General features: G+C 36.1%; 21 protein-coding genes, 1 tRNA gene and 1 other RNA gene. 15 read left to right on the top strand and 8 right to left on the bottom strand.

Going from position 1 to position 24,389, the window contains the following annotated elements; genetic code table 11:
- Positions 1-155 precede the first annotated feature (155 nt).
- The 3 genes from EGI31_RS18960 (at position 156) to EGI31_RS18950 (ending at position 2,584) form a co-directional block, all read left to right on the top strand.
- Positions 156-311, top strand: coding sequence for a hypothetical protein (locus EGI31_RS18960; RefSeq protein WP_255038727.1), 156 nt, complete (start codon positions 156-158; stop codon positions 309-311).
- Positions 312-592: 281 nt separating this feature from the next.
- Positions 593-1,012 (top strand): hypothetical protein, encoded by a 420-nt coding sequence (locus tag EGI31_RS18955; RefSeq protein WP_255038726.1) that lies wholly within the window; start codon positions 593-595, stop codon positions 1,010-1,012.
- 297 nt (positions 1,013-1,309) lie between these two features.
- The gene (locus EGI31_RS18950) at positions 1,310-2,584 is read left to right on the top strand and encodes an outer membrane protein assembly factor BamB family protein (protein WP_255038725.1); all 1,275 of its coding nucleotides are present in this window, start codon (positions 1,310-1,312) and stop codon (positions 2,582-2,584) included.
- A gap of 341 nt (positions 2,585-2,925) precedes the next feature.
- On the opposite strand, the gene EGI31_RS18945 is transcribed toward EGI31_RS18950, so the two are convergent.
- On the bottom strand, positions 2,926-4,530 hold the full coding sequence (locus tag EGI31_RS18945) for a C25 family cysteine peptidase (protein WP_255038724.1): 1,605 nt from the start codon (positions 4,528-4,530) through the stop codon (positions 2,926-2,928).
- 353 nt (positions 4,531-4,883) lie between these two features.
- On the opposite strand from EGI31_RS18945, the gene EGI31_RS18940 reads away from it, so the two are divergent.
- Positions 4,884-5,399: a hypothetical protein gene (locus EGI31_RS18940; protein WP_255038723.1), complete on the top strand. Its 516-nt coding sequence runs from the start codon at positions 4,884-4,886 to the stop codon at positions 5,397-5,399.
- Between the two features lie 45 nt (positions 5,400-5,444).
- On the opposite strand, the gene EGI31_RS18935 is transcribed toward EGI31_RS18940, so the two are convergent.
- Together EGI31_RS18935 and EGI31_RS18930 are read right to left on the bottom strand one after the other, a co-directional pair.
- A complete protein-coding gene (locus EGI31_RS18935) occupies positions 5,445-6,083 on the bottom strand; it encodes a Crp/Fnr family transcriptional regulator (RefSeq protein WP_255038722.1) in 639 nt (212 codons plus the stop codon).
- Positions 6,084-6,153: 70 nt separating this feature from the next.
- On the bottom strand, positions 6,154-7,248 hold the full coding sequence (locus tag EGI31_RS18930) for a chorismate mutase (protein ID WP_255038721.1): 1,095 nt from the start codon (positions 7,246-7,248) through the stop codon (positions 6,154-6,156).
- Between the two features lie 111 nt (positions 7,249-7,359).
- Between EGI31_RS18930 and EGI31_RS18925 the strand changes: the two genes are divergently transcribed.
- Genes EGI31_RS18925 through EGI31_RS18915 form a run of 3 tightly spaced genes read left to right on the top strand, consistent with a single transcriptional unit; the run spans position 7,360 to position 9,463 of the window.
- Positions 7,360-8,550 (top strand): proline dehydrogenase family protein, encoded by a 1,191-nt coding sequence (locus EGI31_RS18925; RefSeq protein ID WP_255038720.1) that lies wholly within the window; start codon positions 7,360-7,362, stop codon positions 8,548-8,550.
- Entirely contained in the window at positions 8,547-9,212 is a 666-nt protein-coding gene (locus EGI31_RS18920) for a lipoprotein signal peptidase (RefSeq protein ID WP_255038719.1), read from the top strand. The genes EGI31_RS18925 and EGI31_RS18920 overlap by 4 nt, the downstream gene beginning before the upstream one ends.
- On the top strand, positions 9,209-9,463 hold the full coding sequence (locus EGI31_RS18915; RefSeq protein ID WP_255038718.1) for a hypothetical protein: 255 nt from the start codon (positions 9,209-9,211) through the stop codon (positions 9,461-9,463). Before EGI31_RS18920 ends, EGI31_RS18915 begins: the two co-directional genes overlap by 4 nt.
- A 76-nt stretch (positions 9,464-9,539) precedes the next feature.
- On the opposite strand, the gene EGI31_RS18910 is transcribed toward EGI31_RS18915, so the two are convergent.
- Genes EGI31_RS18910 through EGI31_RS18895 form a run of 4 tightly spaced genes read right to left on the bottom strand, consistent with a single transcriptional unit; the run spans position 9,540 to position 12,496 of the window.
- Entirely contained in the window at positions 9,540-10,163 is a 624-nt protein-coding gene (locus EGI31_RS18910) for a LysM peptidoglycan-binding domain-containing protein (RefSeq protein WP_255038717.1), read from the bottom strand.
- Positions 10,163-10,648 (bottom strand): 5-(carboxyamino)imidazole ribonucleotide mutase, encoded by a 486-nt coding sequence (purE, locus tag EGI31_RS18905; RefSeq protein ID WP_255038716.1) that lies wholly within the window; start codon positions 10,646-10,648, stop codon positions 10,163-10,165. The genes EGI31_RS18910 and purE overlap by 1 nt, the downstream gene beginning before the upstream one ends.
- Positions 10,649-10,652: 4 nt before the next feature.
- Positions 10,653-11,795: a 5-(carboxyamino)imidazole ribonucleotide synthase gene (locus tag EGI31_RS18900; RefSeq protein WP_255038715.1), complete on the bottom strand. Its 1,143-nt coding sequence runs from the start codon at positions 11,793-11,795 to the stop codon at positions 10,653-10,655.
- The gene (locus EGI31_RS18895; protein ID WP_255038714.1) at positions 11,792-12,496 is read right to left on the bottom strand and encodes a hypothetical protein; all 705 of its coding nucleotides are present in this window, start codon (positions 12,494-12,496) and stop codon (positions 11,792-11,794) included. Before EGI31_RS18895 ends, EGI31_RS18900 begins: the two co-directional genes overlap by 4 nt.
- Before the next feature lie 65 nt (positions 12,497-12,561).
- Here EGI31_RS18895 and EGI31_RS18890 point away from each other — a divergent pair, with 65 nt between their 5' ends.
- The 6 genes from EGI31_RS18890 (at position 12,562) to EGI31_RS18865 (ending at position 21,093) form a co-directional block, all read left to right on the top strand.
- Positions 12,562-13,878, top strand: coding sequence for a cryptochrome/photolyase family protein (locus EGI31_RS18890; protein ID WP_255038713.1), 1,317 nt, complete (start codon positions 12,562-12,564; stop codon positions 13,876-13,878).
- A 28-nt stretch (positions 13,879-13,906) separates the two neighbouring features.
- Positions 13,907-16,708 carry a PD-(D/E)XK nuclease family protein gene (locus EGI31_RS18885; protein WP_255038712.1) on the top strand — a complete coding sequence of 934 codons (2,802 nt, stop codon included), beginning with the start codon at positions 13,907-13,909 and terminating at the stop codon, positions 16,706-16,708.
- Positions 16,709-16,908: 200 nt separating this feature from the next.
- Positions 16,909-16,993: transfer RNA gene (locus EGI31_RS18880), tRNA-Ser, on the top strand.
- 545 nt (positions 16,994-17,538) lie between these two features.
- Positions 17,539-18,231 (top strand): 16S rRNA (cytidine(1402)-2'-O)-methyltransferase, encoded by a 693-nt coding sequence (gene rsmI / locus EGI31_RS18875; protein WP_255038711.1) that lies wholly within the window; start codon positions 17,539-17,541, stop codon positions 18,229-18,231.
- Entirely contained in the window at positions 18,221-18,964 is a 744-nt protein-coding gene (fabG, locus tag EGI31_RS18870; RefSeq protein WP_255038710.1) for a 3-oxoacyl-[acyl-carrier-protein] reductase, read from the top strand. Before rsmI ends, fabG begins: the two co-directional genes overlap by 11 nt.
- Before the next feature lie 41 nt (positions 18,965-19,005).
- On the top strand, positions 19,006-21,093 hold the full coding sequence (locus EGI31_RS18865; protein WP_255038709.1) for a vWA domain-containing protein: 2,088 nt from the start codon (positions 19,006-19,008) through the stop codon (positions 21,091-21,093).
- 5 nt (positions 21,094-21,098) lie between these two features.
- Here EGI31_RS18865 and EGI31_RS18860 read toward each other — a convergent pair whose 3' ends face one another.
- A complete protein-coding gene (locus EGI31_RS18860; protein ID WP_255038708.1) occupies positions 21,099-22,376 on the bottom strand; it encodes an aminotransferase class I/II-fold pyridoxal phosphate-dependent enzyme in 1,278 nt (425 codons plus the stop codon).
- A 221-nt stretch (positions 22,377-22,597) separates the two neighbouring features.
- On the opposite strand from EGI31_RS18860, the gene EGI31_RS18855 reads away from it, so the two are divergent.
- Entirely contained in the window at positions 22,598-23,980 is a 1,383-nt protein-coding gene (locus EGI31_RS18855; protein WP_255038707.1) for a DUF4403 family protein, read from the top strand.
- Positions 23,981-23,998: 18 nt separating this feature from the next.
- Positions 23,999-24,349: RNase P RNA component class A (gene rnpB / locus EGI31_RS18850), an RNA gene on the top strand.
- Positions 24,350-24,389: the final 40 nt, after the last annotated feature.

The following is a 24,389-nucleotide window of genomic DNA, read 5'->3' as shown; positions in this document are numbered from 1 at the left end:
TAACACACCCTCTAAAAAAACCAAATTCAGAAAGAAAAAAAATATGTCCAGCAGATACGAAGTTTCCATGAAACACTTATTTTTGGGAATTACGCACTTTCCTGATGTTTGTAAATAAAAAATCGTTACAACAAACTCATACAAGATTATAAATTATGAAATTACGCACAAGCATTTTATTTGTTTTTTTGCTTTCCAGAATTGCATTGGCTCGAAGTCCCGAGCAAATTAATCTTCAACTGGATCAATCTTATTATGTGGCAGGAACCGCTCTTCGAATCGTTCCGCAGAACAATCCCGAAGTTAGATAAAGAGGAATTTGATATCGAACAATAAATCCTTTTGCTTTTTAAATTCTTTTTTCACTAATTGAAAAAAGATTTGGTGAGTTACATTCGTTTGTAGAAGGTTATATGATTTATTTTCTATTTTTATAGGTTCCCAAATTTGGTTGGTCGACATCGAATTGGCGAAGCATTTAAGCTATTTGCTTTCGATCCATACAAAATTGTAAAAGTTTTTATATCTTAAATCAAATCGGTCAAATTTACTGCAAAAATTATCTCATTTATAGGTGTTGGAACTAATAGAAATGAAAAATTATATCCTTATCGCAATCTTCTTAATATTTTCATGCAAAAAAGAACAAAGTATTCTCATTTCTGAATGTAATATAAAAAACCCTGAGAAAGAACTCCCTTGGGTTTTCAATGAGCATTATTTAAAATGGGAACAGCATAAAGGATATTATCACCATGTCTACTATGGTTTTTTGAAAAAATCTGATTCTCAGCGTCTTTCAAGACTTGGTTTTTTCAAGGAAAGATCTCCCAGAGAAATTGTAATTGTAGTGATAAATGGAAATAAGGAGAATTATATTTGTGACAAAGGAAAATATTGCTTTACAATCTTGTATGAATGTGATGGAAATTTAATTTTAGAGGGATTCGATGATGAATCATTAGCTCAAAAACTATCAAATAAGTATATTTTTAAAGTGGTTAAGCTTTAATCTTTTTATAAGTTGTTTATTATTAGTCGAAATTACTCAAAAAGTATTAAATTTTGGATGCAATTATGCCATTTTGCGTTTTGAAAAATACAATAAGACTAGTTTTACAAGATGTTTCAAAGGACAGTTTCGAGCCTGTATAAAAAGTATTTTATATCAAAAAAATCCTTTTACTTTTCAATTTCCTTTTTCTGAACTTGACACTGTCAAAAAATCTTATTCTAAATAGTTAAAACTTAAACTCGAAAAAGACTACAAAAATAAATCTTAACTCGTTCAAAATAAACACTATATAACATGACTTCCAAAAGGATTTTTCAAATAAACACAGTAATCTCAGCTACACTTATTTTGTTTCTGGGTTGTAAGAGAAGTATTTCAGATATCAATCCTATTGAAAATCTTGCAAAATCAAAATTCACATTCGAACTTAAAGAAAATGGCGTGGTTGAGTTTAAAAATCAATCAGAAAATACTTTAAGATATGAATGGTCGTTTAGTGACAATCAAACATCAACCGAGAAAAATCCGAAAATTAGTTTTAAACAAAATGGCAACTGTAGTTCTAAATTAATTGCATTCAATCAATTTTCAAAAGATTCCACACAGGTAGATATAAAAGTTTCAAATGTAAGTGTTGAGAAAATAGATTACGTTTTTGTTTGCGATGACGAATCAAATTGCTCCTTAATTGATGCAAAATCTGGAAATATCATTTCGAAGACAGAATTGCCTGTTAATCCAGGATCGGGAATGGACGGAAGTCCAACTTACTCCAATGGAATGATTCTGGTTCCAGCCAATAATTACCCAAATGGTAAACTCATTGCCTTGGATATAATAAATGGAAAAAGCCAATGGGAATTTACAACAAAAAGGGGAATTCGGTCCACTCCAATTGTAAAGGACAATAAAGTGTTTTTTACATCTAGTAATTGGGGAGGCTCAAGTGCAATTTTGTATTGTATCGAAAGCTCAACAGGTCAAATAGTATGGGAAAATGAACTGATTTTTGCTGGAGATTCCTCACCGACCATCAAAGATAACAGTATTTTCATTGGAAGTGTGGACGGAATTTATATTATTGATGTATTAACAGGTAAATATAGCAATACTAAATTTAACGGCTTCAGACCAAAGTCAGTAAGTGCCGCATCTTCCTATGACTCATCACCATGTGTAAATGGAACAGAAGTTTATCATTGCCAAAATAGGAATTTTACAAATGAGCCTTTTTCGCAAATATTCACATACGATACACAATCTAAAAAATCCAATAAGCTCTTCGAATTAAGTCCTAGAACAATGTCTTCGCCTACTTACATTGATCAAAGTTTGATAATAAATAATCAGACCAGTCTAGTAATTTTTGATATTAACAAGAAAAATTTTAAGTGGGTTTTTAAATTTCCTGTTAATACCAACAAGAGTCGTCCTTTCCCTTTTTCTTTTGACTCTTCCCCGAAAGTCAATCAGAACAGTATTTACGCAGTCGGAAATGGCAAACTGTTTTCAATTGACCTATTAACAGGTAAGGAAAATTGGAGATATGGAGAGGAAATAATTACATAACCAGTGTATTATAATAATAAGGTTTACGTTACATCAACCAACAAATTGGTAGCAGTTGACTCAAAAAATGGAACTTTAAAATGGAGCATCCCGATAACAAATAACGACTACAGTATTGAACCATCGGTAATAATTATTGATTCAGATGGTAGAGTATTTCACTCTAGCATAAGTGGTCAACAAAATTAAAATGATAGTGACCTCTTCGTAAAAATAATGTGAAATTTTTATTTTAAGATATTTAAATGTGATTGCCATCCGTCAAACAAATTACCCTTTTCAACAAAAAGCACCCACAATACAATAAATTATCATGGGTGCTTTTTCATTTAGTTAACCTTTTATTTCGTATATTTGAAATACCGCCACTCGCTCCAAGGAAGGTTCAGGCCAGATATGTTGGCTTTTACACGCCAGCGGCCTCGTTGGGCACCTACGAAATTGTGATTAAAACTTGTCCCGGTTATGCCTGACTGCACCAGCCAATGTTCGCCCGTTTGCGTGGCCCATTGACCAGAGTTTCTGGCACCAAATGCATCCACCTCGATGGTGTAGGTAACGCCGCTAATCGGAACTGCCGCCCAAGTGAAAGTGGTGGCTCTTGGAAAATGGTTGAAAACGGTTTCATTTAATGGTCCAATTTGAACAGGCACCGCCCCAGTCCACCAATTGATAGTTGGGTCACCGAGTAAATTCATGCCATAAAACCATTGTCTTTCACCTAGGTCATGGTCAGGCCCTAGTGCTAGCCACCAATCTTTATAGGCTTCACCCACTACTTTTCCTGAACCCATTGGTGTATAAAAATTCTCAAAATAGAGCATACTACCTGTTTTGGTACTGCCAACCGCAGCTAATCCACGGCATTGTTCACCACCTGGGTTATCGAAAATATACCAGCCTCCCATAAAATTGTCTGAGGTAAATCTGGTGTTGCTGCAAGCATAAAGATTATAGAAAAATGCCTTTGGCGGACGTGTATCACGAAGATAGGTATTCGGTACCCAATCGCTTCCACCCGTTTTTTGAAATGAATGACCGTTAGGAGAGGAGTGAGCTCCAATGGTAGCCCAGCCTCTGATACTTTGTATTTCGGTTTTATATCTGTCTCCAGTAGTCTGAGCTGGATTGGTAATGATTTCGATATTCGCTGCGGGTAAGAAAGAATCCATGGAGCAATCGCCGAAATGCTCCCAATCGTCGTCTATCAAGCTCAGACCCGTACGTGAGCAACCAGCCAAGCCTACTCTAAATTGGTGATTTCGGATAAAGTATTCATTAATTTGTTGAGTATTATTACCCTCATCCGTTGGTGTCCAGACTCTCGAAATCCAAATTTCGGGCTGAACATTTCCGGTATGTGAGCTGAATTTACCATCTCCATCGGGGTCAGTCCAATTGCCGTTGAGATCCATATAATACAAATCGCACGGAAATTCTGAACTTGCACCATAGAAATCATCAGACATTTCAAACCAAGCTACAGGGACATTTCCTACAAAAACAGCACCTTTTAGGCCAATAATACTCTTCAAATGATTTTTAAGACCTGAAGGACTTGCCCCATTTACCGTGTAAATCAGCCCAAAGTAGCCTTCTCTGGCCAGATCAACCACATATTGATTGATAGAGGACCTTACAGCATCGTAAATTCCGGAATTGACCACAATAGCCACTTTTCCTTTGGGATAGTGTAAGCTGGAGTAGTTTTGGAGGTAGGCTTCATCAGAATTAAATGTAGGTCTCGTTCTGCCCCAAATCGTAAGAATTTTGAAGATGGCCGGGTCGATTTTTAACCTAAATTGGTTAAAGCTCTCCACTTTGTAATCCTTGTTTTTGTCGAGGAGTTCTAAATTCCGTACGTTGTCATACTTGATTTTGAACTGACGCAACTGCTTGACCTTGTTGAGGTTTAGCGTACTAAACCTGCTCAATTGTTTTCCCATAGTTTTAAATTTTTAGTTTTCATGTTTCGAACGACAAATTTTATGTTTTTCGATTTCGAGATGCAAATGAATCTTATTTAGCGGATTTAAATCACTGAGAAATTTATATTACGGTTAAAAATTTGAAGGAGTTTATAGAAATGGAATTGGATTGTGAAGAGCTATGAAATCATTTTTAGAATGTCCGCAAATACAATCTCTAGGCTAAATAAATTGAAATTTCAATCTAATAAGTTTTATATTATTGTAATCGAATCTGGATAAATTGCCTATTTAGTTAACATAAAATAGAAAAAACCCTTTTATGCTTAACCAAAATGTTATAAGTTGGAATAAAAATATAACTTAAAAAAATGGCTAAACACTACACAATTCTCCTTACAATATTTCTTCCACTTTACACCTTTTCTCAAAGCAGAAATCCTGTTATTTTTGGAGAAATTTTGGGACAAACTTCTTTGATTTCGGTTAACTTCGACTCAAGATTTTTGAAATGTGATGACGGATTAGGTTTCCGAATCGGATATGGTATGAGCAATGCTTTTGCTTGTAAGGAATGTGATTTTATAGTTTTGAGAGGAAACATTATTCCGATTTCCTTGAATTACCTATTGGGCAAAAATAAACATCATTTGGAGTTTGGAACTGGCTTAACTGCCTTCCTCTCCAAAAAAAATTCATCAGCATTCCCAATCTTAGGATTAGGAGATTATAACCTATCAAAAAACTATGGTACTTTTAGTTTAGGTTATAGATATTACAAAAAGACTCCTTCGTTGTTTTTTGGCCTAGCCTGGGTACCTATTTATAACAGGAACAATTTTAATCCGAGAAACTTTGGGATATCTATGGGCAACAAAATAAAATAAGTTGATATTTTTAAAAAAAACAAAATAAAATATTGCAAAAGTCCTTTACAACATCTCAATTTTATTCCTTGAAAGCTTTAGTTTTCCTATTTTTTCAAGTTGTTTGAGTAGTCTAGAAACTACTTCCCGTGAGGTGGCTAGTTCCGTGGCAAGTTCTTCGTGTGTACAGTATAATATTTTTGTACCTCCCGTCACCTTTATTTTCTTTTTAATCAAAGACACCAATCGTTGGTCTAGTTTATTGAAGGCTATGCAATCGATGGTTTCCAAAAGGTTGTCAAAGCGTTTTTGGTAGGTTTGAAATACAAAAACCTTCCAGCTGCTGTACTTGCACATCCATTCTTCTACTTTTTCGAAAGGAAAAGAAATCATCTTCGTTTTTTCCTCAGCATAGGCGGAAATATCACTAATCTTTGAAGATAAACAGCAAGTAAGAGACATCGCACAGCTGTCTAGGCCAGATAGATAATAGAGCAGCATCTCTTTTCCATCTTTATCTTCTCTAAGGATTTTAATGGTGCCTTCTAAAATTATGGGTACGGAGCGAATATACCCACCTGCCCGCATGAGATAACTTCCAGCATCCAACTCTAAGTAACTACCTACTTTTTGCATTTCCTCTAAAAGCTCGTGTTCAAATAATCCCTTAAAGTGTCTTTCGAAAAATTCAATCTCTTTCTGCATTGGCTGTTTTTTTGACACACAAAAATAACATGGTTTCAAAAAAAAAGCCTTCCGAGGAAGGCTTTAATTATTATGCATTTTGTTGATTCATAACTTCGGTTTGTTTCCGAATTGACTCCATGTGTATCAGTTTGAACAACTCCTCCACAACTTCAGGATACAGATTCAAGCTTTTGGCCCAGTCTGCACGAGATTCGTGAACTTGTTTCCATCTATTTAATTGAAGTACAGCTACGTTATTGTCTCTTTTGTATTCGCCCAACTGCTCTACAACAGACATTCTGCTTGCCAACACTTCTAGTAATTCTCTATCCAGATTGTCCAATCTTTCTCTCAATCTATCCAATTCACTTTGGAAATCACTACCGTAAGTAGCGTTTCTAAATTCGATAGACTTTAACATTTCTGCCAGAGCATCAGGTGTCAACTGCTGAGAGGCGTCGGACCAAGCTTCATCAGGATTTCTATGAGATTCTATGATTAAACCATCATAGTTTAAGTCCATCGCTCTTTGCGTTAGTTCAGCAAGGTAGGCTCTTTTACCAGCCATGTGACTTGGGTCACCTATCATTGGTATTTGCGGGAAGAATGTCTTAAATTCAACCGCTATTTGCCACATTGGCGAGTTTCTATATTTCGTTTCTTGTGCATTCGAGAATCCACGATGGATAGCACCCATTTTATTGATACCAGCACCAGCAATTCTTTCAAAAGCACCTAACCACAAGGCCAAGTCAGGGTTTACTGGGTTTTTGATCAATACAGGAATATCAACACCTTTTAGTGAATCAGCAAGGTCTTGAACATTGAAAGGGTTTACAGTAGTTCTAGCACCAATCCAAAGTACATCAACACCGTATTTCAAAGCCAACTCAACGTGCTGAGGAGTAGCAACTTCAACAGCTGTTTTTAGTCCAGTTTCGGCCTTTGCTTTTTGCAACCAAGGAAGAGCTTCTTCACCTTTTCCTTCAAAACTACCTGGTCTTGTTCTTGGCTTCCAAACTCCAGCACGCAATATGTGAGCAAAACCATTTTTGGCTATTCCACGAGCTGTTTCTAAAACTTGTTCCTCTGTCTCTGCACTACATGGCCCGGCTATTATAAGAGGTTTTCCACCGGTGTTTACCCAACTATCTAAAGGTAAAACATCTAAATTTGCTTTCATCTGTAATTAATTAAAAAAACCGACACGGATGTCAATTGTATATCCCTAAACATTATTATTTAAATCCTAATAGGTATCTTTGCAGCATCATCGACAAACATTCAAAATAAAATGGAACGCCTAGAAATTGATTTTTCGGACACAAAAGTCGCTTTTGAAAATCAAAGTATCGAAAAACTGAAAAAAAACTATGCCATTTTCGCTTTAATGAACCAAAATTGGCTCGTAAAGATAGGTACTTTTTTTATTAAATACAGTTTAAAATTTGGTTTGCCCATAAAAAAAATAATAAAACAGACCATTTTTGAACTTTTTTGTGGTGGCGAAACAATCGAAGATTGTAAAAATACAATTGAAAATCTTCATAGGTTTTCAGTGGGTACAATCTTGGATTATTCTGTGGAAGGCGAGGACGATGAAAAAAGTTTTGATGCAACTGAGGCCGAGGTGATTGCTTCTATTGCCTATGGTAAATCACATAAAGAGGAGATTCCTTTTTCGGTATTTAAGATTACGGGAATAGGCTCCAGAGACCTTTTGACCAAAGTACAGGTTGGTAATAAGTTGTCCGAGACGGAAGAAAAGCAATGGGAGAACTTTAAAAAGAGATTTGAAAATATTTGTAAAAAGGCATCCGAATGTGAAATACGCTTGTTTGTTGATGCCGAAGAAACATGGATCCAAACGGTCATAGACGCTCTGGTTTTGGAAAAAATGGAAAAATATAACTTAGGCGGTGCAACATATATTTACAACACCTACCAACTCTATCGAAACGAAGGCTTGGGAATACTGATGCAACACATTTCGAAAGCAAAAGCGGGCGGCTTTAAAATAGGGGCAAAGCTTGTGAGGGGTGCATACATGGAAAAAGAGAGAAAAAGAGCTGAGGAATTGAATTACCCAGACCCCATAAATGAAAACAAAGCTAAAACCGATGAGCAATTTAATTTGGCATTAGAGGCTTGTATGGACAACATAGAGACCGTAAGTCTATGCTGCGGGACGCATAATGAGACCAGTTGTAAGTTAGGAGTAGATTTGTTGAACAAAAAAGGTTTGGATTCTGGAGATCAACGTGTTTATTTTGCTCAACTTTTGGGCATGAGCGACAATATCTCTTATAATTTAGCCAAAAAAGGTTATAATGTTGCCAAATATGTTCCCTATGGTCCAATAGAAGCGGTAATGCCATATTTGTTTAGAAGAGCCGATGAAAATACATCAATAGCAGGACAAAGCAGCCGTGAGTTTTTATTACTAAAGAAAGAATTAAAAAGAAGAAGCAATAACAAAGTATGAAATTATCCTACAAATATTTTCTGTTCACCATATTATTGATAATCATTGATCAGGTACTTAAACTTTGGATGCACTTCATCGTAGTTCCTCAGCATTTTGGCAACATTGATTTAATACCCAATTTTTTAAAGCTCCACTACGTCACTAACCCAGGCATGGCCTTCGGTATAGAATTAGGCGGAGAATATGGTAAGCTGATTCTGACAAGTTTTAGGTTGGTGGCAATGTTTGCAATAGGCTGGTACCTTAATCACCAAGCTCAGAAAACACCCGATAATGGTTTGTTATGGGCTATTGGAGCTATTTTGGCCGGTGCCATCGGTAATCTCATCGACAGTATATTTTATGGTGTATTTCTAGTAGGAAATGCCGCTGAAGGTGCATCTACACCATGGTTTCACGGTCAAGTGATAGATATGTTCTACTTTAACTTCTTAGACGGGGTTTGGCCTCAGTGGGTGCCGGTAGTAGGAGGGAACTATCACCTAACACCGATTTTCAATTTTGCCGATGCTTGTATATTTTGTGGTGTAGCGGCAATTTTGATTTTTCAAAAACGATTTTTAGACATGAAACCTCTTGATGATGAATTTGTAAAACATATGACAGAGGAGGAAACAGAACAAGAAACAGATAATAACATTAAACCAAGCGAAATATGAGTATCAGCAGTTCAAAGGCATTAAATTATTTAAAAATTGGTGTGGCAATTTCTATTCTCACTGCCTTATTTATGTCTTATCAAATTCCACAAAGTTTTTACAAAACCTTTAAGTTGTTCTTTCTAATTATAGCACTTTTGGGGATGTTTTTGATAATGAATTATAAAACAGAGAGGTCCAAAAGGACTTGGAATATCATTCTGGCATCTGCTATCGCTGCCCTAGCAGTACTCACTTTTATGGAAAATTGATCTTGACAATATAAATAACTAACAAAAAAGCCTGATAATCACTAAATTATCAGGCTTTTTCATTTTAAACTTTATTTTACTCTTTAACCTTTTTAGGGATTATTAGTTTTTCGCCTCTTTCAGCAAAATTCTTGGTCTTTCCATTTGCTGCCATTAAACCTTCAACGGTTATATCATATTTTTTAGCTACTACTTTAAGAATATCTCCAGGCCCAACTACGTGATATCCCTGAATAGGAATAACAAGTTTAGTAACGCCAACTTTAATTCCACTTGGCTCAACACTTGGGTTTAGTTTCTTCAGGGTATTGGCCGAAACATTAAACTTATTGGCAATACCATAGAACGTTTCACCATCCTTCACCGTATGTGATAATTTTTCACCACTAATATTTAGAGGTTTTTCAGTTTCTACAGATTTTACCGCTGCTTTTAACTCCTCCGATTTTATTTCTTCGGTTTCAACAGAAACTGGAGCTGAGCTAAGTGTGGTATCTGTATCTACCACGACTGAATCCTGCATTTTTTCAACAACAACAGGTTCTTGACCAAGATCGCTTGCTTTAGATGCGTCATCAGACATCAAATGCCATCCAGCATAAAGTAATAAACAAATGATACCTACTAAGACCAATAAAACGGCCATTGGTAAGCCACTGTTCGGGGTTTCGGGTTTGGGGTTTCTGTCTTCAAATTCCATTATTTTGCACTATTTAATTCAACATTCATTTGGTTCACTTTCTCTTTCAATTCTTCTTTGTAATTGTGTAATTTCTTCCTGAGCTCAGAATCAGCCGTACTCATTATTTGAATAGCCAACAGACCAGCATTCATGGAGGCATTGAGGGCAACTGTTGCTACCGGCACGCCATTGGGCATTTGCAAGATAGACAATACCGAATCCCAGCCATCAATAGAGTTGCTAGATTTCACCGGTACACCAATCACTGGTAAAACCGTGCAAGATGCCACCATACCTGGCAAATGTGCCGCCCCACCAGCTCCAGCTATTATGGCACTTAGGCCTCTGCTTTCTGCTTCTGATGCGTAAGAAACCATTTTCTCGGGAGTTCTATGTGCCGAAACTATCTCTATTTCATACTTTACTTGAAATTTCTCCAAAATATCTACCGCACCTTGCATAACTTTCAAGTCAGAAATGCTCCCCATTATTATACCAACCATAATTCTATTTTTTTGAAACAACTTTCAAGTTTTCTTGTACAAAATTGACCTTTTCTTTTAATTTATCAAAGTCATCGGCTAAAATACTCACATGTCCCATCTTCCTGAATGGTTTGGTTTTTTTCTTACCATAGAAAAAAGGAAATACATTATCTTGGCCTAATATTTTTTCTAAACCCTCTACTTGAGCTATGCCTTCATGGTTCTCTTCTCCAAGAATATTGACCATGGCAGCCATCGAAATATCTTTTGTATCGCCCAAAGGTAGATTTAGTATTGCCCTCCAATGTTGATCGTACTGTGAAACCAAATTGGCTTTTTGGGTATGATGCCCACTGTTGTGAGGCCTTGGAGCTACCTCATTAACCAATATCTCACCAGACTTAGTAACAAACATTTCTACGGCTAAAAGCCCCACAAGACTATAAGCTTCTATAGTTTGGATGGCAATTTTATTCGCTTTTTCTGCAATATGGTTAGAAATAGCGGCAGGAGAAAACAAATACTCCACTAAGTTAGCCACGGGATGAAAAACCATTTCAACTACTGGAAAAGTCTTAATTTCCCCGTCTGAATTACGAGCAACTATAACAGCCAGTTCTTTATCAAAATCGACAAATTTTTCAAGAATACCTGGAGCATCAAATCCCTTTTCGATGTCGGCTTCGGTTCTGATAGTTTGGACTCCTCTTCCGTCATAACCACCTACACCGATTTTATTTACCGCAGGCAGAAATTCTTTGTTGTCTGCAATCTCTTTAAGACCACTAACCAAAATAAATTCCGAGGTGGGAATATCGTGGTCTTTAAAAAATTGTTTCTGGGTACACTTATTTTTTATATTCTCAACGATATGTGGCTGCGGAAATACCTTTTTTCCTTCAGACTCAAGCTTTTTAAGGGACTCGATGTTCACATTTTCTATTTCAATGGTCAAAACATCTAGGTCTTTTCCAAAATCATACACCGTTTGAAAATCCGAAATATCACCTTTTACAAAATTTGTTGCGATGGATTTACAGGGGCAATCAGGATCATTATCCAAAACACTAATGTCAAGATCAAGGTCTAATGCGGTTTGAATCAACATTTTACCCAACTGTCCTCCACCCAGAATTCCTATTTTTTGGGAATTGTCAAAACTCATTTTATCTCGAAGTCTTTGGCTTTCAAGCCTTTATTTACTTTAATTGATTGCAACTCATTGGTTATTTCACCCATTTGAGCCGATTGCTTTTTGATGGCCGAGAATAAAATTTCGCTTCCTTTAAATGCCTTGTAGTTTTCATACAAAACGGTTATTTCTGAGGTCCCCCTCGGACTTTCAACCTTCATCCAAGTTTTATCTTTAAATCCTGTCTTTGCATTAAAATAATCTTTCCAAGTCTTCCCTTCTGGGTCTTTGTACTCAATCACATACATATCACCTTCTTTGGGTAACAAGGTAGCCGTAAAACCCTGATTTTTATAATCTAACTCGAAAAAAGGATTTGATTTTTGAGCCTCAGATTTTGCCGCACTACCTGTTTTAGGGTCCTGATTTGCCCCGCCAAAATTACTTTTCCTAGCTAATTTGTCTCCATCATATATATTGGACATCAACTCCATTCCATTGGCAAATACAGTCATATTGTATTTGAGTGGAAATTGGTACTTAATTTCAGTTTCGGCTACCCCTCTTGGAGACTCTGAGGTAAAACTCATGACCAGGTCAGTAATACTACCGGCATTGGCTTTGATTTTGGTTACTTCCAAATATTTATCGATAACTTGGTCGGCCAAAGTCAAGTCTTGAGCTTTAGCCATAACAAAACAAAAACAGAAGGCGGTTAAAACGAGTGCTTTCATAATTGTAAGGTGATTTTGTTTAAACAATGTTTAATGCTCCAAAGTTAGTTCAAATAATGTAATATATGAAAGAAGAAATTGCGATATTTTGGTTTAGACGAGACCTTAGGTTAGACGATAACGCAGGGCTTTACAGGGCACTGAAATCAGGCCTTAAAGTTCTTCCAATTTTTATTTTCGACAAAAATATCCTTGACAAACTTGAAAATAAGAAAGATAGAAGAGTAGATTTTATTCATCAGGCCGTTTCTTCTATTAAAACTCAACTTAATGCACTCGAATCAGACATCTTGGTGAAATATGGGAATCCAATGGAAATCTGGAACTCAATTTTCAAGGAATACAATGTCAAAAAAGTGTATTGTAACCATGATTATGAGCAATATGCTTTAATTAGAGATGGGAAAGTTAACAAGCTATGCCAAGCCCAAAACGCCACTTTTCACACTTTCAAAGACCAGTGTATTTTTGAGAAAGACGAGGTATTGTCAGCCACAGGAACGCCCTACACGGTTTTTACTCCGTACTCAAGAAAATGGAAAGAGAAATTAAATGACTTTTACAAAAAATCGTATCCTACTGAGAAGTACTTCAATAATTTCCTGAAAATAGTGAAGATGGATGCGATGAATCTGACCGATATAGGTTTTGAAAAAACCGAAATTGAGTTTCAGAAACCCACATTATCGAAGCAAATTCTATTGAACTACAAGGAAAAGAGGGATTTCCCTGCAATTGTAGGTACGAGTAGGTTGAGCATACACCTCAGGTTCGGCACCATAAGTACACGTAAATGTGTGCAATACGCATTGATGTTTGGCAGCGAAACTTGGCTTAACGAACTCATCTGGAGAGATTTCTACATGAATATTTTGGCAAATTTCCCACAAATAAATGCCGGAAAGGCCTTTAAGAAAGCTTATGACAAAATTCCGTGGCGAAACAACGAAGCGGAGTTTAAAGCTTGGTGTGAAGGCAAAACAGGTTACTGGCTGGTAGATGCTGGCATGAGAGAGCTGAATAATACGGGTTTTATGCACAACAGAGTAAGAATGGTGGTGGCTAGCTTTTTGTGTAAACATTTACTTATAGATTGGCGATGGGGCGAGGCCTATTTTGCACAAAAACTCAATGACTTTGATTTCTCTGCCAACAATGGCGGATGGCAATGGGCATCAAGTAGTGGTTGTGATGCCGCACCATATTTTAGAATTTTCAATCCAGAATCTCAGACGCTCAAATTTGATAAAAACCTTGAGTACATCAAAAAATGGGTCCCAGAGTATCTTAGTCCAACTTATACCAAGCCTATTGTTGACCATAAAATGGCAAGAGAAAGAGCCTTAAAAGTTTACAAAGAGGCTTTGAATGAAGCGGAATAAGTTTGATATTGCGGCTTTAAAATGAACTATGCAATCTTTCTTAGAAATAGCCGCTCAAACCATTTTCAGTAATCATTCCAAAAATGAATTACAACATCTTCAGGTTATTTTACCAAGCAGAAGGGCGGTTTTTTTCTTGAAGAAAGCCCTTTCGGACTTATCAGAGCTACCTTTTTTCGCACCAAGAATAGAATCGATTGATGATTTTATACTTAGAGTTTCGGGGCTTACCACCCTCGATAATGTCGATTTGTACTTCGAAATCTATGATATTCTTTCAAAATTAGATTCTGGACAAAGCTTTGAGAAGTTCATGTCGTGGGTTCCCACTTTGCTGAAAGACTTCGAAAATATTGATTTTTCTTTAGTAGAACATCCTCATTTACTATTCAAATACATGAGTGAAGCCGATGCTATTAGTCGGTGGGAATTAAGCGAGGACTACGTTTTTACAACAACAGCTCAGAGTTATTTTAGTTTTTTCGATAAAATCTCGATGGTTTACGAGCAGCTAAACCAGAAATTGCTGGATAATAAAACATGCTATAGAGGCATGGTTTACAGGAAAGTTGCCGAAAATCCAAGCCTAATTCTTGGCCAGGAGTCTAAAAAATTCTATTTCGTGGGTCTGAATGCCCTAAGTAGAGCTGAAGAGAAGATTATTGAAACCTTAGAGAAAGCAAAAAAGTCAGAATGTATCTGGGATACGGACGATTTTTACATGAATTCTCAAAATAAGGCTGGAAAAAAATTAAGGGCCTATAAAAAATCAGGGAAATTCGGAAAATGGAGTTTTCAAAACAGTTACTTGAAGGATACAAAAAAGGATGTTAGAATTTTTGAGCTCAACAACGACAGCCTGCAATCCAAATTAGTATCAAACCTGGCGATGGAGTCGGCCAATAAGAGACATGTAATAGTGGTATTGGACGAAAATCAATTTTTGCCACTTTTATTAAATATTCCGTCTTTAGCTTTACCATTCAACATTTCTATTGGTTTACCCATTTCTAATAGTCAATTTGCCGAAATTTTACGATTAATTATAGCGTGTTTTCAGTATCACGAACACAATGATACGGTCAAAAATCACCAAACCACTTTTATTAAAATTATCGAAAATCCTGTTCTTAATGTTTTGATAATTAATGAAATAGGAGAGGAGCAATTGAATGCTTTAACAAATAGTATTGCCAAAAGCAAGAGACTTTTTTTTGATCTCGACTGGTTGGCCCAAAACAAGGTTTCTTCGGAAATTATAAATATATTTTTCAAGAAAGGGTCTGTAAATGATTGTATTTCAGCCATTGAATTGGTGATTAATCGATTTTTTGACGTTCAATTTAAAGACTTTGGTGATTTAGAGTTTGTTTTTGCCAATGTGCTTAAAAACAAAATCAATCTTATCAAAGAAAAGATAAAAGCAGGAGTGGAGTTAAACTTCAAATCCTTTAGGTCCTTAACAGAAGACTTACTCAAAAACCAACGAGTTCCGTTTGAAGGAGAGTCCGATACGCCGCTGCAGATAATGAGTATGTTGGAAACCCGCTGCATTGATTTTGAATGTGTTACCATCATGACTTTCAACGAAGGTAATTTGCCCTCAGCGAAGAAAATCAATTCTTTTTTCACTTTCGATGCCAGCAAAATATTCGGTTTGCCACTGTACTCAGACCAAGACGCCATCATGGCCTACCATTTTTTTAGGTTATTGCAAAGGGCCAACAAACTGAATTTTATCTATCTCAACGGAGCCTCAGAAGCCCTCGGAAACAAAGAAAAAAGCAGGTTTATTAGGCAGGTAGAAGAGGAATTGATAGTATATAATCCTAGAATTAAGGTTTCATACCCTGTTTTAAATTTTCAAAACACTGAAAACAAGGCCTTTAAAACTGGCATTTTTGTAGAAAAAGATAATTTAACCAGAATTCAAGATTTTTTGAGTTCAAAAGGCTTAAGTGCCACATCTATAAATGATTACTTAAGTTGTAGCTTAAAGTTTTATTGGAAATACATTCAGAAAATCAGAAATGAGGACGAATTGAAGAGTCAGATTGGTACGGATGTTTTCGGTACTATTGTCCACAAAGTTTTAGAGAATCTGGACATACCATTTCTTGTATCAAAAGCGGAATTAGGCATTGCAGAATTAAAAAAACAAAAGGAAAGTATTCAAAAAGAATTGGCTATAGCCATCAAAGAAAACCAGAAACAGTTCGATTTTGACAACGGAATGAATCTCATTTTGCTTTCTGTTGTCGAGAAAATTCTGGAAAAATATTTTTCGAAAAGAGAAAACGAGTTTTCAGAGAAATTTAAAGTTCTAGGCATTGAAAAAGAACTTTTCGCCATCGATACTTTTGGTGAAACAAATGTTAAGCTTAAGGGTGTAATTGATAAAATAGAGTCCACGGGATCGTTTCTGAAAGTCATTGATTACAAAACAGGCAAAGTAGCTGAAAGGGACCTGCTGTTGACAAAAGACTTAAGTCTCACACAAATACTTCTGGATCCCGAAAAATCGAAACTTAGGCAGCTTATCATTTATTACTACCTCATTAGTAATAATTTAAATAGCTTAGAAAAAGAGTTCGATGAAAGAATAGACATGAATACTATTCAGCTTATTATTTATTCATTCCGCAATCTTACGGCTAATTTAACTTTTAACAAATCGGATTTTAGCCACCTCGAAATCATGGAGGCAACCACGTCTATGTTGTCAAGTATCACCGAAGAACTTCTTGATAAGACTCAAATGTTTGAACAAACCGAAGATAATAATCAATGTAAGTTCTGTGACTTTGTTCAAGTATGCCAAAGAGGTTAATATTTTTTCAGTTTTTGATTCAGTATAGTGTTGCCAGAATATTTTTTTTGAATTAGGAAAAAAATATTCCGACAGAAATAGTTGACAATTAAAGACTTCTAATTTTAATTCTTGAAATCTTAAAAAAAAATCAAAATGGAGTTTGCCTTGACAGAAAATACTCCTATCTTTGCATCCGATTTAAGAACGACCAACAATTTAGAGAGATGGCAGAGTGGTCGAATGCGGCGGTCTTGAAAACCGTTGACTGTCAAAGGTCCGGGGGTTCGAATCCCTCTCTCTCTGCTGAAAAGCCCTTTTAGAACAACTAAAAGGGCTTTTTAATTATGTCTAGTCCGTATTTAGTACAGTTCATTATTCATCTGTAAGGACTCCGAAATGTTACCAAATAAATAGGAAAATTAGTCAAATTGCTGATTACTAGAATGTTGAAATGTTTATGAAATGTCTATAACTGAATCCTGGTATATACGGCATATCAGGTCATTTTTATCCTGTTATTCCTATTTTCAAACATTTATCAACAAATAATAAAAGCAAAGATTCAGTCTAATTGGCAGAAATGTGCATAATTATTTACTAATCAGTAATTTGTAGATTTTGGGCGATTTCTCAATGCTAATAAATATTCCTTAGGAACACTATTTGTCCTTTTTACTTTCAATTTTGAGAAAATTGTTATAAATAGGACAAGAATCAGGGCGAAAATTAGAAGTATCATTTTATGGTTTTTAATGGTTATGTACATAATTATCTAATTTTGAACCAATTAGAAATATTTCTTCGATTTTTTTATTAATTTTTTATGAACACAAGCTACTTTAGGAAATATGTCTCTTGTTTTAGTTCCAACACCCATCGGTAATTTAAAGGATATAACACTCCGAGCGTTAGAAGAGCTCAAAAATGCCGATTTAATACTCGCAGAAGATACCAGAACATCGGGTGTTTTGCTTAAACATTTTGAAATTTCCAAACCACTTCAGAGTTACCATATATTCAATGAACATAAAACTGTTCAAAAAATCATTGACATCTTAAAATCTGGAAAACGCATAGCTTTGATTTCGGATGCTGGTACACCTGGTATTTCCGACCCAGGCTTTTTGTTGGTTAGAGCCTGTGTTCAAAATGAAATAGAGGTTATTTGTCTGCCTGGTGCAACTGCCCTTATTCCTGCATTGGTAGTTTCAGGTTTTCCGACAGACAGCTTTACTTTTGAAGGCTTTTTACCGGTCAAAAAAGGACGTCAAACCAAGCTAAATGAACTAAAAGAAGAAAAACGTACCATGGTTTTTTACGAATCGCCACACAGACTCGTAAAAACTCTTGAAAATTTCATTGAATATTTTGGTGGTGAGAGAACAGCCTCGGTAAGTCGTGAAATTTCTAAGCTACATGAAGAAACCGTCAGGGGTACTTTATCAGAAATTCTTGCTATTTTTGCAACTCGAACCGTAAAAGGCGAGATTGTAATGATAGTTGAAGGTAATAATTCAAAAAAAAACAAATATGAAAGTTGATAATAAAACTGTTTTGGTGACTGGTGCTTCGAGAGGAATTGGTAGAGCTATAGCCGAAGAATTTGCAAAAAATGGAGCTAATGTAGCGTTTACTTATTTGTCATCGGTTGAAAAAGGTCAGGCTTTGGAGGTAGATCTTGCCAAATACGGTACTAAAATAAAAGGATATCGTTCGGACGCCTCGGATTATGCTGCTGCTGAGCAGTTGGTAACAGAAGTCGTAGCCGATTTCGGTAATCTAGACATTCTGATTAACAATGCCGGTGTTACTCGCGATACACTTCTCATGAGAATGTCAGAAGAACAGTGGGACGACGTATTGAGAATCAACCTCAAGTCTGTTTTCAATCTTACAAAGGCCGCCACCAAGCCTATGATGAGAGCCAAGGCGGGTTCTATCATTAACATCACATCGGTTGTGGGTCTGATGGGAAATGCTGGCCAAGCAAATTATTCAGCCTCAAAAGCCGGTATTTTAGGTTTTACGAAATCTGTGGCCAAAGAATTGGGTTCAAGAAATATCCGCAGCAACGCTATTGCACCTGGTTTTATTGAGTCCGAAATGACAGGTGAATTAAATGAAGAGCAACTAAAAGAATGGACTAAGTCTATTCCTCTTAAAAGAGCTGGCCAAGGGCAAGACATAGCCAATGCCTGTTTGTTCTTAGGTTCTGACGCGTCTTCTTATATTACAGGACAGGTTTTAGTTGTTGATGGCGGTATGTTAATGTAATTTCGAAAGCAGAATCCAGTTAATTAGATAAAAACGAAAGAATGAGACCCGAGATAGTATCACAAACTCCAATTTGGTATGTTTTTTTATGTGTAGGCTTGGGTTTGTTATTTGCATTGTTCACCTATTTCCGAATTAAAGGCTTTTCAAGAAATCAGAAAATTGCTTTATCCGCACTTCGGGGAATTTTGACGTTTTTAGTGGCCTATTTACTGCTGAATCCGCTTATCAAAACCATTTCAAACAATATCATCAAACCCAAAGTGGTATTGGTTCTTGACAACTCTAGGTCAATGTTGCAAGGAGGTAAAAAAGCCATCAACGAGGTTTTTGAGGGAATTGTAGCTTTGAAAGAGAGCCTGACTGAAAAAGGATTTGAACTAGAATTACGAACGTTGAGCGATGACAAATCCGAACAAATAAATGAAACCAAGTTCAATCTCGGCAAATCTAATCTTTCAAGTGTCCTTGGTGATTTAAAAAACAATTATGAGGGTCAAAATCTGAGTGATGTTATTCTCGTTTCAGACGGAATCATCAATGACGGAGTTTCCCCAACCTTTCAAAAATACCCATTTAATGTACATACGGTAGGTTTCGGGGACACTACACTAAAAAAAGACATTTTAATTTCGGGAATTGCGGCTAACAAATTGGCCTATTTGGGCAATAAATTCACTGTAAACGTAGATATTTCGGCTTACCTACTACCTGGTAAACTCACGAATGTGACAATCAAAGATGGAACAGGTAAGGTATTATCACAAAAACAAATTTCCATTACCAAGAAAGAAGATTTTCAAACTGCGTCTTTTGAATTGATGGCTGATAAAGTGGGTAAACAAAGGTATATAGCTGAAATAAAGAGTGTCGAAGGCGAATTTTCTATCAAAAATAATATCAAAGACTTCGTGTTGGATGTAGTAAATGGTAAAGAAAAAATACTTTTTCTAGCATTCGCACCACACCCCGATATCAAGGCCTTCAAGTCGATGATTGAAAAGAATGATTTGTTTGAGCTTCAAGTGCAAATTCTTCAATCCACTGAGCCAAGCCAGATTGGCAAAGACCCTTTTGATATTCTCATTTTACATCAAGTGCCAGACGTTTATGGTTCTTCTACTGGTATTGTAAGTACCTTGCTTTCAAAGAAAAAGCCAACATTTTTTGTGGTCGGAAGCAAAACAAACATTCCATCTTTTAATGGAATGCAAAACGTGGTGGGTATAAACTCACAGATCAATAAGCTAGATAAAACCACCAGTCAACTCAATAATTTGTTTCAGAGGTTTAATGTTTCTTCCAGCACCACTGCTTTGTTAGAAAAATTACCACCAATCTCTGTACCTTTTGGAGAATACAAAACTTTTCCAGGGGCTGAAATTCTACTATTTCAAAAAATAGGAAATATCAATACAGGTAGGCCAATGTTGGCCATGAATTTGAGTGGTTCGGTAAATAATGCCGTTTTTGTTGGAGAAGGCATTTGGCAATGGAGACTTGAGGAGTATGCCTTGAGCGAACAGCAATCTGAGGTAGACGAACTGATTATTAAAACTTTACAATTGCTTTCTATCAAAGAAGACAAGAGCAAATTGAGAGTATATCCAACTTTAGAAACTTTCAGCATCGATCAAAGAATCGGTTTTGAGGCGGAAGCATACAATAATATCTTTGAAAGAATCTATGACCAAAATATCACCATGAAGGTCAAAGACGAAAAAGGTGCTGAAAAGACATATAGCTTCAAAATAACCAACGAATCTTCAAGATTCGAACTTTCAAATCTACCCGCTGGCCTTTACAAATATGATGCGAGTGCCAACATTTTGGGTAAAAATGAAACCACTACGGGTCAATTTTTAGTAACCCAAACCGATCTAGAGTCAGAAAATCTCGTAGCCGACCACAATCTACTCAAAACACTTTCGAATGAAAATAACGGTGATTTTGTGAACTACAAAAACATCATAGAACTTCGTAAAAGCCTAGAAAATAAAGGTTTAATAAACAAAGTTGTGAGCAACGAAGAACTCAAAGACTTTATAAACCTTCGATGGATTCTAGCTCTTTTGGTGGCATTTGCAGCCATCGAATGGTCACTTAGAAAATATTTTGGAGGGTATTGATTGGTTTACATCGTAACCAAATCAGTCGTACTTTTCTCCAAGAATCTCTTCTTAACTACTTCTCTGTCAAGTTTCCCTGCAGTCTCCAGCTGAATAAAGATGTGATTGACCATCTCTAGCAAATTATCAATGTCTTGAATCGTAATATATCTCGACAAAGTTACTCGAATACCAGTCTTGTTTTTCGGAACACTTGGATAGGTACAAGGTGAAACGAAAAAACCGTTGTCAAGCAACATTTTTGATGTAAAAGCGGTATTTTCAGTACTTCCAGAGCCTATAAAGAATATTGGAGTTCTATAATTTCCACTTAAAGGTAAATTCAGCTGAATGGCTTTTTTCCAAAAATATTCAATTTTCCTCTTTAGATCTAATTGTAAATCAGCAAATTCTGGCCGCATATGTATTTCCGCAGATTTAATGGCCGCTGCCGCAGCTGCTGGATGTGGTGGACCAGAGAAAATCATGGTCTTACCAAGATTTTTTACAAGTTCTTTTGATGCTCTATCTGGATAAACCATCAATCCACCACCAGTTCCAAAACCTTTTGACATAGACATGCCTATAAATAATTTCTCATGAAATGGGATTTCATTTAATACATAGCCAACGCCATTTTTACCAGTCCAGCTTGTACCGTGGGCGTCATCGGCATAAACATAAAACTGCTCGTATTTATTCATCAAAAACTCTAACTCTTTCATAGGGGCACCGTCGCCCATCATGGAGTAAATGCCATCTATCATATACCAAACGTTGTCATATTTGGCACCAAGTGTTTTTATTCTTTCTTCCAGCAAATCTAACCTGTTGTGTCTGAGCAATTCAACGTGATCGCCATTGTTTCTCATCATATTTACAGCAGTTTGCATACTGCTGTGAACGTAATTGTCCAGAATTATTGCGTCATTTTGACCGATGAGTATGGGTAAATTAGAAATATGGGCAAAAGTCGTTGAGGTTGTAACGTTAACTGGTTTGTTGAACATTTCTTCCAGTTTTTCCTCCATTTGCTCAAATAATTCTAAACCAACAAATGTCCTCGAAGAGGAAAAATACATTCCATACTTATCAATTGCATTTTTAGCTGCATCCTTAATTTCTTGATTTTGATCCAGTCCCATGTAACTGCAGTTTCCAAAAAATATGGTTTCCTTACTACCCAACATAAGGTTTCGCCCATCATAATCTTCATTCTTTGCCACTGCTCTTACGATTCCCAAGCTTCTTCCGTACTCAAATGTGGAATTTATTTGTTCAAGTTCTTTGGTAATTTTTTTCATCCAGTAATAATATTTTAACTATTTCTGGACAATCACTATACCAAAAAACTAGAATTTTGGGTAAATTGATGTAGGTCAATCATATTCTATTCTTAATTCCATAAATGTTTAATATTAATTTATTTTACGAATGTTTAACAGATAGCTAAAAAAAATAGATTAATGGTCAAATTAATGGTTTGTTGAAACGTTTTGTATTTTTGCAAAAAAATCTAATCGAATTGAACAAGTTATTGAGCCTCTGCCTACTCTTATCTGTAAACCATGTTTTTTCACAAGTTCCTGTAGCACCTACGGAAATTCCAGCAAAACCAGTAGTCTTCGAAAAAAAACCTTCCATAATTAGTATTCCTATCGATATTTCGATTGAAGACCTCCAAGGTAAGATAAACACCGGTATGCCAAACCTCATTTACGAGGACAATAGTTTTGAGGATAACCAAAACGACGAATTGAAAGCCAAAGTTTGGCGAAAAGGTAATCTGATATTTACAAGTGTCGTTAACGACGTACTGACTTACGAAGTTCCATTGAAAATTTGGGCTCAGAAGCGAATTTCGGTTTTAGGCGTTTCCCAAGCACCAGCAACAGAATTTGAACTCAAACTAAAGTTCTCTTCTAAGTTCGGCATTACCTCTGATTACAGTATTCAAACCATTACCAATGGCCTTGGTTATGAGTGGATTACTAAACCTGTATTGAAGTATTCATATGTCGAGATTCCTATTGGCCCAGTTATTGGCAAGCTTATAAGTAACAATTTAGCCACTTTTGCCAAACAAATTGATCAGACAATTAAAGAAAATTACTCTTTAAAACCTTATGTTTTAGAAGCTTGGAACACCGCCCAAAAACCTTTTTTAGCATCAGAAGAATATAACACCTGGGTCAAATTGGAGCCATTGGATGTATATTTCACTCCTTTAAAGGCCGTTGGCAAAAGTTTAAAGTCAACCTTTGGTCTCAAAATATTCGTTGAAACTTTGGTGGGAACACCTGTTTACACACCTAAACAAATCCTCACTATTCCAAATTTAAAATCAGTTTCCTCCATCTCTGATGTTTTTGAGGTTCAACTTTTCAACGTTATTTCATACGAGGAAGCCACAAAAATTAGTAAAAACATGTTTTTGGGACAGGTTTATGATTTTAAAAACGGCAAATATAAAATTGAAGTCACCGATTTAGAAATAAAAGCCGACGGTGAGTATTTGTCCTTAATTACAACGACCAAAGGTAGTTTCAAAGGCCAAATATTTCTAAAAGGAATCCCCGTTTACGATCCGGTAAAAAAACTGGTTGTTCTGTCTAAAACCGAATTGGACATTAAAACCAAAAATATTCTTCACAAGGCAGGAGCGTGGTTATTGGAAGGTACCTTGGAAAAAAAGATAGAGAGTGAGTTTGGCTTGCCAGTAACTGAAATCATAGAATTTGGCAAACAATCGGTTTTACAAACTATCAATTCCGAAATTTCAAAAGGAATTAAAATGAAAGGAGAGATATTTTCGGTGGTCCCAGATCAAGTAAAAGTAGCCGAAAACGGTATCTTGGCTACAGTAATAGCCAAAGCAAAAGTGGAATTAGTTGTAAAAGGAATGTAAAACAGCTAAATTGCGGTTGAAATAAGCTGACCTATCGCCAGATTATTTATAATTTGGAGGAAAGTCCGAACAACACAGAGCATCATGCTACCTAACGGGTAGGGGAGAATTCGTTCTCTACAGACAGTGCCACAGAAAATTACCGCCATGTTTCGGCGTGGTAAGGGTGAAAAGGAGGTGTAAGAGACCACCGGTAGACTTGTAAAACGATACGCATAGGTAAACCTCATGAGTTGAAAGACCAAATAAACCGACGCTAAAGGGTAGCTCGCTCAAGTCGGAGGGTAGGTTGATGGAGGTTTTGAGCAATCAAAGCCCTAGATAAATGATAGGATAGAACAGAATTCGGCTTATTAGCTTATTTCATTTTTTATTTTCAAAATTAATTACTAATTTTGCACTCCAAATT

The organism is Lacihabitans soyangensis, from assembly GCF_024343775.1.
Classification (GTDB): Bacteria; Bacteroidota; Bacteroidia; order Cytophagales; family Spirosomataceae; genus Leadbetterella; species Leadbetterella soyangensis.
Note: the sequence above shows the minus strand (reverse complement) of the source record. Positions and strands in the feature narration are given on the sequence as shown.

What these genes read in the sequence shown, in the direction of transcription:
- EGI31_RS18890 (WP_255038713.1), top strand. Translation starts at nt 12,562, where the DNA reads ATGAAAGAAGAAATTGCGATATTTTGGTTTAGACGAGACCTTAGGTTA.
- rsmI (WP_255038711.1), top strand. Translation starts at nt 17,539, where the DNA reads ATGTCTCTTGTTTTAGTTCCAACACCCATCGGTAATTTAAAGGATATA.
- EGI31_RS18935 (WP_255038722.1), bottom strand. Translation starts at nt 6,083, where the DNA reads ATGCAGAAAGAGATTGAATTTTTCGAAAGACACTTTAAGGGATTATTT.
- EGI31_RS18920 (WP_255038719.1), top strand. Translation starts at nt 8,547, where the DNA reads ATGAAATTATCCTACAAATATTTTCTGTTCACCATATTATTGATAATC.
- EGI31_RS18865 (WP_255038709.1), top strand. Translation starts at nt 19,006, where the DNA reads ATGAGACCCGAGATAGTATCACAAACTCCAATTTGGTATGTTTTTTTA.
- EGI31_RS18900 (WP_255038715.1), bottom strand. Translation starts at nt 11,795, where the DNA reads ATGAGTTTTGACAATTCCCAAAAAATAGGAATTCTGGGTGGAGGACAG.
- EGI31_RS18940 (WP_255038723.1), top strand. Translation starts at nt 4,884, where the DNA reads ATGGCTAAACACTACACAATTCTCCTTACAATATTTCTTCCACTTTAC.
- EGI31_RS18945 (WP_255038724.1), bottom strand. Translation starts at nt 4,530, where the DNA reads ATGGGAAAACAATTGAGCAGGTTTAGTACGCTAAACCTCAACAAGGTC.
- EGI31_RS18910 (WP_255038717.1), bottom strand. Translation starts at nt 10,163, where the DNA reads ATGGAATTTGAAGACAGAAACCCCAAACCCGAAACCCCGAACAGTGGC.
- purE (WP_255038716.1), bottom strand. Translation starts at nt 10,648, where the DNA reads ATGGTTGGTATAATAATGGGGAGCATTTCTGACTTGAAAGTTATGCAA.
- EGI31_RS18925 (WP_255038720.1), top strand. Translation starts at nt 7,360, where the DNA reads ATGGAACGCCTAGAAATTGATTTTTCGGACACAAAAGTCGCTTTTGAA.
- EGI31_RS18885 (WP_255038712.1), top strand. Translation starts at nt 13,907, where the DNA reads ATGCAATCTTTCTTAGAAATAGCCGCTCAAACCATTTTCAGTAATCAT.
- EGI31_RS18930 (WP_255038721.1), bottom strand. Translation starts at nt 7,248, where the DNA reads ATGAAAGCAAATTTAGATGTTTTACCTTTAGATAGTTGGGTAAACACC.
- fabG (WP_255038710.1), top strand. Translation starts at nt 18,221, where the DNA reads ATGAAAGTTGATAATAAAACTGTTTTGGTGACTGGTGCTTCGAGAGGA.
- EGI31_RS18895 (WP_255038714.1), bottom strand. Translation starts at nt 12,496, where the DNA reads ATGAAAGCACTCGTTTTAACCGCCTTCTGTTTTTGTTTTGTTATGGCT.
- EGI31_RS18915 (WP_255038718.1), top strand. Translation starts at nt 9,209, where the DNA reads ATGAGTATCAGCAGTTCAAAGGCATTAAATTATTTAAAAATTGGTGTG.
- EGI31_RS18860 (WP_255038708.1), bottom strand. Translation starts at nt 22,376, where the DNA reads ATGAAAAAAATTACCAAAGAACTTGAACAAATAAATTCCACATTTGAG.
- EGI31_RS18955 (WP_255038726.1), top strand. Translation starts at nt 593, where the DNA reads ATGAAAAATTATATCCTTATCGCAATCTTCTTAATATTTTCATGCAAA.
- EGI31_RS18960 (WP_255038727.1), top strand. Translation starts at nt 156, where the DNA reads ATGAAATTACGCACAAGCATTTTATTTGTTTTTTTGCTTTCCAGAATT.
- EGI31_RS18950 (WP_255038725.1), top strand. Translation starts at nt 1,310, where the DNA reads ATGACTTCCAAAAGGATTTTTCAAATAAACACAGTAATCTCAGCTACA.